We start from the raw sequence: 13615 nt of genomic DNA, 5'->3' as shown, positions 1-13615 counted from the left end.
CGGGTGGGGTGACCGCGGGGGTGCGGGCGGACCCGGCCGCCCGCACCCCCGCTCGTGTCACACCTCGGTCGGCGTGCGCTCCGTTCGGGGGGCCGGTGTGCGCGGGGCGGTCCCGCGGGGCCGCTTCCCGCCGCCCGCACGGGCGTCCAGCTCGATCGCGAGGGGGGACGCGGTGAGCACCGAGGAGTACGTGCCGACGACCATCCCGATGAGCAGCGCCAGGGCGAAGTCGGTGAGCGAGTCGCCGCCCAGCAGCGCCAGCGCGGCCAGGATGAACATCACGCCGATGCCCGTGTTCACCGTCCGCGGCACCGTCTGGAGGATCGCCTGGTTGGTGACCCGGGCCAGCGGCGCCTTCGCGTCCTTGCGCCACAGTTCGCGGATGCGGTCGAAGACCACCACCGAGTCGTTCACCGAGTAGCCGATCACCGTGAGCAGCGCCGCCAGGAACACACCGTCGACCGGCTTGCCCAGCCAGGCGAAGACACCGGTGAGGATCACCACGTCGTGCGCCAGCGCTGCCACCGCGCCCGCGCCGAACATCCACCGGAACCGCACGGCCAGATACAGCAGTTGGGCGACGAGCGCGAGGCCCAGCGCCAGCAGCGCGTTGCGCCGCAGCTCGTCGCCGAGGCTCGGGCCGATCAGCTCGTCGCGGACCTTCTCCGCCCCGCCGCCGACCTCGGCGACGGCCCCGGCGACCTTCACCGCCTCCTCGTTCGTCAGCTCCTCGGTGCGTACGGTCAGGCCGTTGTCGCCGGACGACTGCACGACGGCCTGCGGGAAACCGGCGTCGGCGAGCGCGTCGCGGGCCCGGTCCGGGTCGACGGTCCGCTCGGTGGCGTACTCGATCAGCCGGCCGCCGGTGAACTCCACGCCGAAGTTCAGCCCCCGTACGACGATGCCCGCCGCGGCGACGGCCAGCACCACGGCCGACACCGCCAGCCAGCGGCGCGGGCGCCGCATCAGCTGCGGGTCGCGGCGGGTGAGCCAGGCGCGCACCCGGCCCACGGAGGCCAGCCCCGTGACACCGGGACGCCGGTGCACCCGGCGGCGCGCCACCGCGAACTCGGCGAGCACCCGTGTGATCACCAGCGCGCTGACCATGGACGCCAGCACACCGATGCCCAGCGTGACGCCGAAACCCTTCACCGGGCCGGACGCCAGCACGAACAGCAGCGCCGCCGCGATCAGCGTGGTCACGTTGGAGTCCGCGATCGCGCTGAACGCGCCCTTGAAGCCGGCGGTCAGGGCCGACCGCCCGCTGGGCCGGCGGCGGCCCGCGTACTCCTCCCGGGCACGCTCGAACACCAGCACGTTCGCGTCCACGGCCATGCCGATCGCCAGCACGAAACCGGCGAGACCGGGCAGCGTCAGCGTCGCGCCGAGGGCGGCGAGACCGGCGTAGGAGATCAGGCCGTAGCAGAGCAGGGCCACGACGGCGAGCAGGCCCATGAGGCGGTAGACGACGATGACGAACAGCGCCGTGAGGGCGGTGCCGACCACGGCCGCCCAGGCGCTGGCGCGGATGGCCTCGGCGCCCAGCGTCGGGCCGACGGTCCGCTGCTCCACCGTCTCCACCGGCACCGGCAGCGCGCCGCCGTGCACGAGCAGCGCGAGCTCCTTCGCCTCGTCGCTGGTGAAGGAACCGGTGATCTGCGTGGACCCGCCCGTGATGCCCGCACCGCACGCCACCGACGGGTCGACCTGCGGCGAGGAGATGACCTTGTCGTCGAGGACGATGGCCACCCGGCGCTGCGGGTCGCCCGCCGGGTGGCAGGCGGCCTCACCTGTCAGCCGGGCCCAGCCCTCGCCGTCCTCGAAGTCGACGGTGACGTGCCAGCCGGCGCCGCTCTGCGGATCGAAGCGGGACGCGGCGCTCTTGACGTCCTGGCCGCCGAGGGCGGCCCTGCCGAGGTGCAGCAACTCGCCCGACTCGTCGGGCAGCACGCGCTCTCCCGGCGGGAGCTTCTCGTCGCCTTCCGTGCCCGGCCCCTGGACCGGGTGCACGGAGAGCTGCGCGGTACGGCCGAGCACGTCGGCGGCCTTCCGCGGGTCCTGCACGCCGGGCAGCTCGACGATGATCCGGTTGTCACCGGAGCGGACGAGGCCCGGTTCGGCGACGCCGAGCGCGTCGACCCGGCCGCGCAGCACCTCCAGGGTGCGGTCGGTGGCCTCGGCGTCGGCCTTCAGCGTCTCGGTGGAACGGGTCTCCAGCACGATCTGGGTGCCGCCCCGCAGGTCCAGTCCGAGACGGACCGGGACGGTGACGGCGACGAACACGGACACGGCGATCACGGCAAGCGCGAACAACGCCCTGACGCGGGCGGGACGTTTCACAAGTGCCTCCAGCACGGCACGCGTGCCCGTCGACGGGCACGCGGAAAGGGAAAAGGGGGTGTCAGAGTGCTTTTCAGGTGCTGGAGCAGATGGGCGGCGCCCGGCCCAGGTCCGCCGGGACGTGCGCGGCGGCGGGCGGGGCGTGACCGGCCGCGGGCGCGGGGCGCGCGGGCCGGGGCGGGACGCGCGGTGTGTACGGGGGCGTGAACAGCAGCGGGCCGCCGGCGGTGTCGCGCTCGCCGGCGTCCCGCTCCGGCCGGGCGAGCACCGTACGGGCGGCGACGTACGCCTCGTCGCTGCGCGGCTGCGTCGTGGAGGAGTACGCCGGGGCGGCCGAGGTCTCCGTGGCCGACGGCACGGGGGCCGTGCCGGGCGCGGAACCGAGGGCCAGCAGAACGGCCGCGAGCGCGGCCAGGAGCGCTGCGGCGGCCCTCAGCGGAAGCCGGGCGGCGGGGCCCGGGGCGTGGGCGGTCAAGGCTCCACGAGCCCCGCGCGGATGGCGTAGCGCGTCAGTTCCAGGCGGTCCCGCAGCCCCAGCTTGTGCAGCAGGTTCTCCCGGTGCCGCTGCACCGTCTTGACGCTGATGAACAGCAGCTCCGCGATCTCCTTCGACGAGTGTCCCTCGGCGACCAGCTTCAGCACCTCCTCCTCACGCGGGGTCAGCAGCCGCTCGGGCGCCTCCTCGCCGTGCCGTACCCGGTCCAGGTAGTTGCGAATCAGGGCGGTCACCGCCCCCGGGTACAGGAACGGCTCGTCGCGCATCGCCGCCCGGCAGGCGGCGACCAGGTCACGGTCGGCGACGGACTTCAGCACATAGCCGCCCGCCCCGGCCTTCAGCGCCTGGAACAGGTACTGCTCGTTGTCGTGCATCGTCAGCATCAGGATGCGCAGCCCCGGCTTCAGCGCGGACAGCTCCCGCGCCGCCTGGAGACCGGTCAGCCGCGGCATGGCGATGTCCAGCACCGCGAGGTCCACGTCGAGGGTGCGGGCCAGCGCGATCGCCTCGGCCCCGTCGCCCGCCTCCGCGACCACCTCCAGGTCCGGCTCCCGGTCGAGGATGAGCCGGACACCGCGCCGTACCAGCGCGTGGTCGTCGGCGAGGAGGATGCGGATCGGGTCCGCCGGGCGGCCGGCGGGAAAGTCCTGGTGGTTCATGGCTGCTTCCTGACGGCCGGCACGGTCAGCCGGACACGGGTACCGGTTCCTGTGGCGGAGTCCTCGTCCGGGCTCCGGATGTCCGGGCTCCGGATGTCCAGCGCGGCCCCGATCAGCAGGGCCCGTTCACGCATGCCGCGCAGTCCCGCGCCCTCCCGGGCGGCGCCGATGCCCCGCCCGTCGTCGGCCACCTCCAGCACCACGCCCTCCTCGGCGCTCCGCAGGACCACCTCGACCCCGCGGGCCTCGGCGTGCCTGGCCGCGTTGGTCAGGCCCTCCTGCGCCACCCGGTAGAGCACCAGCTCCGTCTCCTGGTCCAGTGCGGGCAGGTCCGGGTCGAAGCGGCGCACCACACGCAGCCCGGTGTGCGTGGCGAACTCCGTGGTCAGCGCCGTCACCGCGCTCACCAGACCGAGGTCGTCCAGCACCCCGGGGCGCAGCCGCCGCACCAGCCGCCGCACCTCGTCCAGACTGCCCCGGGTGATCTCCTGTGCCTGCACCAGCTCCTCGCGCAGCGGCTCCGACGCCTCGTCCGACGCCCGCTTCAGGGCCAGCAGCACGGCCGTCATGCTCTGCCCCACCTCGTCGTGCAACTCCTGGGCGATACGGCGCCGCTCACCCTCCTGGGCGAGGATCGCGCGGGCGCTGCTCGCGGCGCGCTCCCCCTCGAGGCGCTCCAGCATCGCGTTGAAGGCGCTCACCAGACCGGCCACCTCGCCGCCGCCGCGCACGGGCAGCCGCTGGCCGGGACGCAGCAGGTCGACGGTGGTCATCAGCCGCGTCACCCGGTCCAGCGGGGCCAGACCGACGCGCAGCAGCACCGCGTTGGCCACGAGCATCACGACGAGACCGCCGACGAGGATCACCGCCTCCGTCAGCAGCACCGGTACGGACACGGTCACCGGAGCCCACAGCAGCAGCGCCGTGGCGCTGCCGAGCACCACGGCGTTCAGACCGAAGATCCGCCAGTACAGGGACACGGAGGTCACGCCTTCCTCTTTCTCGTCTGCCTCTACTGTCGGTCACCTCGGCCTCCGATGCGGCGGCGACCCCCTGGTCCCGGCGGACACCGGCCAGCCTGCCCCGCCGCCCCGGCCCGGTCGATGGGCCGCGCGCCCCATTTCCCGCCGGCCGGCGGACCCATGCCGCACGGGGTGGGTCCTCGGACCCCGCACAGATGGGTCCCGCGCCCGATGGGAAGGCGGGCGGGTTCCGGCCAGGGTGGAAGCGTCACTCCGTACGCCGTCGCGTACGTCGCTCCGTACGGGGCCGCGCACGTCACCGCGTCCGTCACCCCCGTACGTCCCTCAGGAGGAACACGTGTCGCTCGACCTGCCCCGCACCGACACCCGGGCCGCGAACCTCGCCGCGGACGAGGTCCGCCGGCGTCTGGAGCACGCCCGCACGACCAGGCTCGCGCAGCTCAAGGCGCTGGACGAAACCGGGGACAGCCCCGGCGACCACCTGATGTCGAACCAGAAGGACGCCATCGTGCGGGTCCTGCGGGAGATCGACGAGGCTTTCGCGCGCGTCGAGGACGGCACCTACGGCACCTGCCTGGGCTGCGCCAAGCCGGTACCGCCGGAGCGGCTGGAGATCCTGCCGCACACCCGGTACTGCGTCGGCTGCCGGCGCGCGGCCTGAGACCTGTCCGCATGTCCCGTCCGCCCCGCTCCGCCCGAGAGGTGCAGTGGTGACCCGTCAGACCATCAGGACCGCCGGCGAGTACGACGAGGTTCTCAGCGCCGAGGACCTCGCCGAGCTCCGTGACAGCCTGCACCAGCAACTGCTGTTCCGCCGGGAGCAGCTGCGGCAGTTCGCCACGGCGAGCCGCGCCGACGACCGCGGCCTCCGCGAGGACGCAGGGCGGATGGAGGTCGGCGTCAAGCTCGCCGCGTCCGCCCGCATGGTGCTCGCCGACGTCGAGGAGGCGCTGGCCCGGATGGACGCCGGGACGTACGGCGTCTGTCAGCTCTGCCGCCGCCCGGTCGAGCGGTACCGCCTGCTGATCGTCCCCCAGGCCCGCCACTGCGGGCGCTGCCGGCAGGTGCGGGAGGCCGGCCGGTGACCGTGGACCGGTACCCCCGGCCGGCTCCCCCACGGCACCGGCACCGGCCGCTGTGCAGGCGCTGCCCGGGTCTCGCTCTCGACCTGGGCAGCGCCCGTACCCGCGCGTTCGTCGCCGGGCGCGGCATGGTCCTGGACGTGCCCACCGTGACGTTCCCCGGCGCCGTCCGCCCCGTCCGGCGCGGCGCGGTCGTCGACACGCCCGGCGCCGCCCGCATGCTTCAGCGGCTGCTCGGCCACCGCATGCCGAGGTTCGGCCGCCCGCTGGTCGTCGTCATCTCCCCGGTGCTGGACGGTCCGGCGTTCCGCGCCGAGGCCCGCACGGCCGTCGAGGTGCTCCGCCCGCGCGCCGTACTGACGGTCCCCGGCGCGCGGGCGGTCGCGCTGGCCGCCGGCGCCGATCATGTCCGGCCGCTGCTGGTGGCGGACATCGGCGCCCAGCTCACCGAGGTGGTGCTGCTCGCCGACGGCGCGGTCACCGACGCCCGGCGCACAGCGCTGGGCACCGCCGACCTGTCCGACGGCACCCCGCCTCGGCTGATCACCGACGCGGTGGTCGGCATGGTGACGGCGATGCTCCGGCAGGACCGCACCTCCCTCACCCGCACCGCGCTGCGCCGCGGCGTGCTGGTGGCCGGCGGGGGAGCGCTGCGGCCCGACATCACCGCCGGCCTGCCGGACGGCCTGAACTGCGCGGTGCGCGTCGTGCCGTCCCCGCACACCGCCGCCGTCCGCGGCGCCGCGGCACTGCTGACCGCCGCACACCGCCACCCGTCGGCCGTCCCCGGCCATCCCTTCGCCGACGGCGTCTTCTGACCGAACCCGGACCGCGTGACCCAGTGATGCGCCGCGACCGCGACCGCTACCGGAAGGAGCCGTGACGTGGCGGGCCCCGTACCTCCGCCGCAGCCGCCCCCCGGCCCTCCGGGGCGCCCCCTGCTCCGGCGCCTGCGGCCCAACCCGCTGCGCCGCCGCACCGACACGGTGCGGGCCTGGGTGGGGCTCGGGGTGCTGCTCACCGTCCTGGCCGCGGCCCCCGTGGCCGCCGCCGTGGTGGGCGACTCGGCCCACCGGCACTACCAGGACGTCGCACGTCACCAGAGGCAGACGCGCCACCTCACCGACGCGACCCTCCTGCACGACGCGCCCCGGCACCCGGAACCGGGCTCGGACGAGGAGCGGCGGACCCGCTACCCGGTCGAGGTGCGGGTCGTCACCCGCGAGGGACGGACCCGCACCACCCGCGCGGAGGTCCCGCCGGGCCTGACCGGCGGCAGCACCGTCCGCGTCTGGACCGACTCCGCGGGCGAGGCGACCGACGCGCCCATGACCGGCAGGGAAGTCCGCAGCCGCGCCGCGGGCTGGGCGCTGCTCGCCGCGATCGGCGTCGCCCTCGCGGGCGCCGCCGTGCACGCCGTCACCGGTGCGGTGCTGCACCGCCGCAACCTCGCCCGCTGGGACGCCGCGTGGGCGGAGACGGCCCCGCGCTGGACGACGCCGATGTGAGACGAAAGTTTCGTACACGCTTGATCGAGCTTCGGGGTGATTCCGGGCGACGTCTCGCTTCTTCAGGACGCAAGCATCCCTCCTCGGTCGTTGAGCTGGCCGAATGACATCACGTCACCCACCCATGCCGCTCGAACTTTTCGAAACTCGTACCGAAACCATTGACGGTCGACGCGCTCAGGCCAACACTGACACGGCATCGGACCTCGGCTGACCCCCGTACGAGGAGGACCCCCACACATGAGCACCGGAAAGAGACACCCCGTCACCCGGTACCTGGTCCCGGGTGTGGCCGCCGCCGCGCTGACCGTGGCGGCCGGCGTGACCGCGGGCGTCGGCGCCGCCCCCGCACAGGCGGCGGCCTGCAACGGGTACGTCGCGCTCACCTTCGACGACGGCCCTGCGGCCGGCAGCACCATGAACCTGCTCAACGCGCTGAAGCAGAACGGCCTGCGGGCCACCATGTTCAACCAGGGCCAGAATGCAGCCGCCAACCCGTCCCTGGTCAAGGCGCAGGTGGACGCGGGCATGTGGGTCGCCAACCACAGCTACACCCACCCCCACATGACCCAGCTGAGCCAGGCCCAGATGGAGTCGGAGATCTCCCGCACCCAGCAGGCGATCGCCAATGGCGGGGGCGGCACGCCGAAGTTGTTCCGCCCGCCGTACGGCGAGACCAACTCCACCCTGAAGGCCGCGGCCGCCAAGTACGGACTCACGGAGGTCATCTGGGACGTCGACTCGCAGGACTGGAACAACGCGAGCACCGACGCCATCGTGCAGGCCGTCTCCCGGCTGAACAACGGACAGGTCATCCTGATGCACGACTGGCCGGCCAACACCATCGCCGCCATCCCGCGCATCGCGCAGAACCTCGCCTCGCGCGGGCTGTGCGCCGGCATGATCTCCCCGCAGACGGGACGCGCCGTGGCCCCCGACGGCTCCGGCGGGGGAGGGGACGGCGGTGGCGGCTCCTGCACCGCGACGCTCACCGCGGGCAACAGCTGGGGCGACCGCTACAACCTCAACGTCTCGGTCGCCGGCTCGAACAACTGGACCGTGACGATGAACGTGCCGTTGCCGGCGAGGGTGCTGAGCACCTGGAACGTCAGCGCCTCCTACCCGAGCAGCCAGACCCTCGTCGCCCGGCCCAACGGCAGCGGCAACAACTGGGGGGTGACGATCCAGACCAACGGCAACCGGAACTGGCCGACGGTCTCCTGCACCACCGGCTGAGTCGGCCGCACCCCCGGCTGAGAAGCGAGGCGAGCCGCGGCACGCACCCCCTTGTCACGGCTCGCCGAGCCCTCACCCCAGATGCTCGCCGAACCACCCGGCGGCCAGCTCCGCGACCCGCTCCAGCGCGCCCGGCTCGCCGAACAGGTGCGTGGCGCCCGGCACCACGTCGAGCCGGTGCGGCGCGGACATCCGCCGCGCGGCCCGGCGGTTGAGGTCCAGCACCTCCGGGTCCGCCCCGCCCACGACCAGCAGCACCGGGCACGCCACCAGGCCCAGCGCGTCGCCCGCCAGGTCGGGCCGTCCGCCCCGCGAGACGACCGCCGACACCCGTCGCGGCCGCTCCGTCGCCGCGACCAGCGCCGCCGCCGCTCCCGTACTGGCCCCGAACAGCCCGACCGGGAGGTCCACCGCGTCCGGCCGGTCCTCCAGCCAGTCCACGGCGTGCGCCAGCCGGCCCGCCAGCAGACCGATGTCGAACCGGTGCCGGCCGGTCGCCGCGTCCTCGTCCTCCTCCGCCGCGGTCAGCAGGTCCAGCAGCAGCGTGCCGAACCCCGCCCTCCGCAGCACCCCGGCGACGGCACGGTTGCGCGGGCTGAGCCGCGAACTGCCGCTGCCGTGAGCGAACAGCACCACACCGCGTGCCCCCGCGGGAACCTCCAGATCACCGCGCAGGGCCGCCGCACCCGACGGAACCGTCACCGACGCGCTCACCATGCCCGGCCACCTCCTCCGGCCGCTCCGCTCCGGACCACCGGGTACCCGTGCGCGACGGGTCGAGACGGGGCCCGGCGTACCGCCCACGCCGCCCCTCACGGCCCCACGGCACATCAACCCCTCCGAGCCCCGCCTCACGCCTCCAGCGGAGCCGTGCTCTGCCGCACCACCAGGTGCGTCGCCAGCTCGATGCGCTGGGCCGCCGCGCCCGGGTCGTCCGGACGCAGCAGCATGCGGGCGGCCTCCTCGGCCATGTGGCGCAGCGGCTGGTGGACCGTGGTGAGGGGCGGGCTGGACCACTGGGCGAGCGGCACGTCGTCGTAGCCGACCACCGACAGGTCCTCCGGCACCCGCAGCCCCTTGACGCGGGCCGCCTCCAGCACGCCGAGTGCCTGGAGATCGCTGCCCGCGAAGATCGCGGTGGGCCGGCCGGGGCCCTCCAGCAGCTCCAGGGCGTGTTCGAAGCCGCCCTGGACGTGGAAGTCGCCGAAGCGGGTCAGCCGGGGGTCCGCGTCCAGGCCCGCCATGGCCATCGCCGAGCGGTAGCCGTCGAGGCGGGCCAGCGAGCACAGCATGTCGCCCGGGCCGGTGATGATGGCGATCCGCCGGTGCCCGCGCTCGGTGAGGTGCCGGGTGGCGGCGAGGCCCCCGGCCCAGTTGGCGGAGCCGACCGAGGGCACGTCCGGGTCGGGGTCGCCCGCCGGGTCGATGACCACGAACGGGATGGCAGCGGCCCGCAGTTGGCGCTTGATGTCCTGCGGCAGACTGGAGAAGACCAGCACCACGCCCAGCGGCCGGCGTTGCAGCACGCCCGGCAGCCAGTCCGGGTCGGGGGTGTGCCGGGTGCCGCTCTCGGTCAGGACCACCGTCGCGCGGTTCTCCTTCGCGACGTTCTCCACGCCCCGGATCAGCTCCATCGCCCACACGCTCTCCAGCTCGTGGAACACGATCTCGATGAGCGGGTAGCGGGTGGCGGGCTGCACGCGCCGGCGGTAGCCGTGCAGGTCCAGCAGCCTCTCCACCTTGGCACGCGTCGCGCGTGAGACATCCGAACGGCCGTTGAGCACCTTCGAAACTGTCGGCATCGAAACCCCGGCCTCTTTCGCTACCGCGGCCAGGGTGACACGCCCGCTCGTCTCGTCGTCTTCGCGCATACCCGCAGGATAGAGCACTGCGTGTCGATAACGTTTCGGGCGAGTTGCGACCCGACCGTTGACCCCAACTCCCGTCTGACCTACTGTCCCTCGGCATGGACTTTCGGCGATGCTGCCGAAACTTTCGAAAGGCGAACGATGAAGACACGTGCGCGCTTGCCCAGACTGATCGCCACCGGTGCGACGCTCGCCCTGGCCCTGAGCCTGTCCGCCTGCGGTGACGGCAACGGCGGGGCGGCGGGGGACGACGGCAAGATCCATATCCTGGTCTACGGGGACGCCACCAACAAGATCGAGAAGCAGGTCGTCGACAAGTTCAACGAGACGTCCGACGTCAAGGCGGTCCTCGACACCATCCCCGGTGCCGACTACCAGCAGAAGCTTCAGACGATCATCAGCACCCCGCAGGCCCCGGACGTCTTCTTCAACTGGGGCGGAGGCAGCATCAAGCCCTTCGTCAAGGCGGACCTGCTCCTCCCGCTGGACGGCTTCATCAAGAAGAACCCGGACCTGGAGAGCAAGTTCCTCCCGTCCGTCTTCAACAACGCCGTCGTCGACGGCAAGCCGTACGGCATCCCCATGCGCGGCACGCAGCCGGTGCTGCTGTTCCACAACAAGAACGTGCTCAAGAAGGCCGGCGTCCAGCCGCCGAAGACCTGGGACGAGCTGCTCGACGCCGTCGAGAAGCTCAAGGACGAGGGCGTCACCCCGATCGCGCTCGGCGGCGGCGACGTCTGGCCCACGCAGATGTGGTTCCAGTACCTCTACGACCGCATCGCGGGCCCGGAGCTCTTCCAGAAGGCCCTCGAGGGCGACAAGAGCGCCTGGGAGGCCCCGGAGAGCAAGAAGGCCCTGGGGATGATCAGGGACCTCGTCGACGCGGGCGCCTTCGGCAAGAACTACGACTCGGTCAAGTACACCAACGGCGGCTCGGTCGCGCTGGTCGCCCAGGGCAAGGCCGGCTTCGAGCTGATGGGCTCCTGGTACTACTCGCAGCAGCTCACCGACCACCCGGACTTCGCCGAGAAGGGCCTCGGCTACTCCGCCTTCCCGACCGTCAAGGGCGGCAAGGGCGACCCGAAGAACGTCGCCGGCAACACCAACAACTACTACTCGGTGCTGAAGAAGACCAAGCACCCCGAGGCCGTCGCCAAGTTCCTCGAGCTCATGTACTCCGACGAGTTCGTCAAGGCGCAGCTCGACGTCGGCAACCTCACCACCACGACCAACACCGACCAGTTCATCGAGACGTCCGCGACGCCCGAGTACTCGCGCTTCCAGTACGACCTGGTGGCAGGCGCGCCGTCGTTCCAGCTCTCCTGGGACCAGGCGTACCCGCAGTCGGCGGCCTCCAACATGCACAAGGCCGTCCAGCAGTTCTTCAACGGACAGCTCGACGCGGACGGCTTCATCAAGGCCATGCAGGCCCTCCCGACCGAGTGACGAACGGCTCATGACCACAAAGATCACGAGCGCTCCGCCCGCCGCCGGGCTCCGCAAGGAGTCCCGGCGGCGGCCGGCCGCCTCCCCGTCCGTGTCCACGGTGGGCCGCCCGGGCTTCGCCTGGGCGCTGCCCGCCGCCGTGTTCTTCACCCTCTTCGCGATCGTCCCGCTGATCATGGTCGCGGTGCTGTCCTTCATGAGCTGGAACGGGATCGGCGAACCCCAGTGGGTCGGCACCGACAACTGGTCCCGCCTGATGGACGACCCGGTGATGCTGAACAGCATCTGGCTCACCCTGCTGCTGACCGCGCTCGGCGTGGTGATCCAGACCCCGCTGAGCATCCTGCTCGGCGTCTGGGCCGCCGGTTACCAGCGCAACCGCGCCGTGCTGTCCGTCATCTACTTCATCCCGCTGCTGCTGTCCGCCACCGCCGTCTCCGTGCTGTGGCGCGCCCTGCTCGACCCGAACTTCGGCATCCCGGCCGACGCCTCCTGGCTCTTCGGCGACGGCAACCTGTTCGGCGAACAGTCCACCGCCATCGGCGTGCTGGCGTTCGTCAGCACCTGGCAGTTCACCCCGTTCCACACGCTGATCTACCAGGGCGCCGCCCGGTCCGTCCCGCAGGTGCTCTACCAGGCCGCGGAGATCGACGGCGCGGGCCGCTACCGGCAGTTCTTCCACATCACGCTGCCGCAGCTCCGCAACTCCATGATCACGTCGATGATCCTGATGATCGTCGGTGGCCTCACCACCTTCGAGACCGTCCTCATCCTCACCCAGGGCGGCCCCGGCACCGACACCACCATCAGCGCCTACTACATGTACGACAAGGCCTTCAAGGGCTTCGACTTCGGCGCCGGCTCCGCCATCGCCCTCGCCCTGGTCGTCGCCGCCACCATCATCTCCCTGGTCGTGGTGAAGGTCTCCGGCTACGACAAGATGCGCAGCTCCATGGAAGGTGTGTCATGAGGCGCCGCCCCAACTACCTGGCCGGCGCCGGTTCGTTCGTCTGGCTCTTCCTGGTCGGCCTGCCCCTGTACGTGATGCTCGCGGCGACCCTGCGCACCCGCCAGGACTACGCCAAGAACGGGCCGGTCTCCGTCCCGGACAGCATCACCCTGGACAACTACACCGGCGCCTTCGACTCGGGCTTCGGCCGGTACTTCCTCAACACGCTCGTCGTCACCGCCTGCGTGATCGGCATCGTGCTGCTGCTGGTCCCGCCGCTCGCCTACGCCATCGTGCGCAGCCGGGGCCGGACCACGTCGGCGATCTTCCGGCTGTTCCTGCTCGGCCTGGCGATCCCCGCCCAGGCCGTGATCGTGCCGATGTTCTACCTGATCAGCGAAGCCGGGCTGTACGACAACCTGCTCGGCGTCATCCTGCCCACGGCCGCCTTCTGCCTGCCGATGTCCGCGCTCATCCTCAGCGGCGCCATGCGCGACATCTCCCCGGAGCTGTACGAGGCCATGGCCATGGACGGCGCCACACCGCGCCGGATGTTCTTCCAGCTCGTCCTGCCGCTGTCCCGGGGCGGACTGTCCACCATCGTGGTCTTCTCCGCGCTCCAGGCATGGAACGGCTTCCTGTTCCCCCTCGTGCTCACCCAGTCCGACACCACCAAGGTCGTCACCCTGGGCCTGTACGACTTCCAGACCGAACACGGCATCGACATCCCCGGGCTGCTGGGCGCCGTGGTGCTGTCCATGGTGCCCATCCTGCTCGTCTACCTGTTCGCCCGTCGCGCCCTGGTCCAGGGTCTGATGGGCGTCGGAGGAAAGTGACCGCGAACGTGGCCGTAGAGACCACCCCCGAAATCCCCCTCTGGAACGATCCCTCCCACCCCGTCTCCGCCCGGGTCGACGCGCTCATCGGCGCCATGACCCTCCAGGAGAAGATCGCCCAGCTGTACGGCGTGTGGGTCGGCGCCTCCGCCAACGGCGGCGAGGTCGCCCCGCACCAGCACGACATGGAGGAGGCCGTCGACCTCGACGCG

General features: G+C 72.4%; 15 protein-coding genes. 9 read left to right on the top strand and 6 right to left on the bottom strand.

The features are described 5' to 3' along the window. Positions 1–57: 57 nt before the first annotated feature. From secD to CCN29_RS23725, 4 genes are all read right to left on the bottom strand, one after another. Complete coding sequence (secD, locus tag CCN29_RS23740) at positions 58–2340, bottom strand: protein translocase subunit SecD (protein WP_052034423.1); 2283 nt, start codon at positions 2338–2340, stop codon at positions 58–60. A 73-nt stretch (positions 2341–2413) separates the two neighbouring features. Continuing rightward, positions 2414–2815, bottom strand: coding sequence for a hypothetical protein (locus CCN29_RS23735; RefSeq protein WP_031022990.1), 402 nt, complete (start codon positions 2813–2815; stop codon positions 2414–2416). Next, on the bottom strand, positions 2812–3495 hold the full coding sequence (locus CCN29_RS23730; protein WP_006134411.1) for a response regulator: 684 nt from the start codon (positions 3493–3495) through the stop codon (positions 2812–2814). Before CCN29_RS23730 ends, CCN29_RS23735 begins: the two co-directional genes overlap by 4 nt. Further along, complete coding sequence (locus tag CCN29_RS23725) at positions 3492–4484, bottom strand: HAMP domain-containing sensor histidine kinase (protein ID WP_006134410.1); 993 nt, start codon at positions 4482–4484, stop codon at positions 3492–3494. The genes CCN29_RS23730 and CCN29_RS23725 overlap by 4 nt, the downstream gene beginning before the upstream one ends. 331 nt (positions 4485–4815) lie before the next feature. On the opposite strand from CCN29_RS23725, the gene CCN29_RS23720 reads away from it, so the two are divergent. The 5 genes from CCN29_RS23720 to CCN29_RS23700 all read left to right on the top strand — a co-directional run bounded on the left by CCN29_RS23720 (position 4816) and on the right by CCN29_RS23700 (position 8304). Then, entirely contained in the window at positions 4816–5139 is a 324-nt protein-coding gene (locus CCN29_RS23720) for a TraR/DksA C4-type zinc finger protein (RefSeq protein ID WP_006134409.1), read from the top strand. A gap of 46 nt (positions 5140–5185) precedes the next feature. Next, entirely contained in the window at positions 5186–5563 is a 378-nt protein-coding gene (locus CCN29_RS23715) for a TraR/DksA family transcriptional regulator (RefSeq protein WP_100247965.1), read from the top strand. Next, entirely contained in the window at positions 5560–6378 is an 819-nt protein-coding gene (locus tag CCN29_RS23710) for an acetate and sugar kinases/Hsc70/actin family protein (protein WP_006134407.1), read from the top strand. The genes CCN29_RS23715 and CCN29_RS23710 overlap by 4 nt, the downstream gene beginning before the upstream one ends. A gap of 66 nt (positions 6379–6444) precedes the next feature. Then, complete coding sequence (locus CCN29_RS23705; protein ID WP_006134406.1) at positions 6445–7068, top strand: Rv1733c family protein; 624 nt, start codon at positions 6445–6447, stop codon at positions 7066–7068. Positions 7069–7308: 240 nt separating this feature from the next. Beyond that, positions 7309–8304 carry a polysaccharide deacetylase family protein gene (locus tag CCN29_RS23700; RefSeq protein ID WP_107481728.1) on the top strand — a complete coding sequence of 332 codons (996 nt, stop codon included), beginning with the start codon at positions 7309–7311 and terminating at the stop codon, positions 8302–8304. Positions 8305–8376: 72 nt separating this feature from the next. On the opposite strand, the gene CCN29_RS23695 is transcribed toward CCN29_RS23700, so the two are convergent. Both CCN29_RS23695 and CCN29_RS23690 read right to left on the bottom strand, forming a co-directional pair. After that, the gene (locus tag CCN29_RS23695; protein WP_031063286.1) at positions 8377–9021 is read right to left on the bottom strand and encodes a dienelactone hydrolase family protein; all 645 of its coding nucleotides are present in this window, start codon (positions 9019–9021) and stop codon (positions 8377–8379) included. A 134-nt stretch (positions 9022–9155) separates the two neighbouring features. Continuing rightward, positions 9156–10175 carry a LacI family DNA-binding transcriptional regulator gene (locus tag CCN29_RS23690; protein WP_031022996.1) on the bottom strand — a complete coding sequence of 340 codons (1020 nt, stop codon included), beginning with the start codon at positions 10173–10175 and terminating at the stop codon, positions 9156–9158. 138 nt (positions 10176–10313) lie between these two features. Between CCN29_RS23690 and CCN29_RS23685 the strand changes: the two genes are divergently transcribed. The 4 genes from CCN29_RS23685 to CCN29_RS23670 form a co-directional block, all read left to right on the top strand. Continuing rightward, a complete protein-coding gene (locus tag CCN29_RS23685) occupies positions 10314–11618 on the top strand; it encodes an ABC transporter substrate-binding protein (RefSeq protein ID WP_031022997.1) in 1305 nt (434 codons plus the stop codon). Between the two features lie 10 nt (positions 11619–11628). Next, positions 11629–12588 (top strand): carbohydrate ABC transporter permease, encoded by a 960-nt coding sequence (locus tag CCN29_RS23680; protein WP_086684355.1) that lies wholly within the window; start codon positions 11629–11631, stop codon positions 12586–12588. Next, positions 12585–13403, top strand: coding sequence for a carbohydrate ABC transporter permease (locus CCN29_RS23675; RefSeq protein WP_031023000.1), 819 nt, complete (start codon positions 12585–12587; stop codon positions 13401–13403). The genes CCN29_RS23680 and CCN29_RS23675 overlap by 4 nt, the downstream gene beginning before the upstream one ends. Beyond that, positions 13400–13615 (top strand): beta-D-xylosidase (locus CCN29_RS23670; RefSeq protein ID WP_143661372.1); only part of this gene is annotated, 216 nt, incomplete at its 3' end. The genes CCN29_RS23675 and CCN29_RS23670, both read left to right, overlap by 4 nt.

It is taken from the genome of Streptomyces pseudogriseolus (genome assembly GCA_002154585.1).
GTDB classification, from domain to species: Bacteria; Actinomycetota; Actinomycetes; order Streptomycetales; family Streptomycetaceae; genus Streptomyces; species Streptomyces pseudogriseolus.
This window is presented reverse-complemented; position numbering and strand designations above follow the sequence as displayed.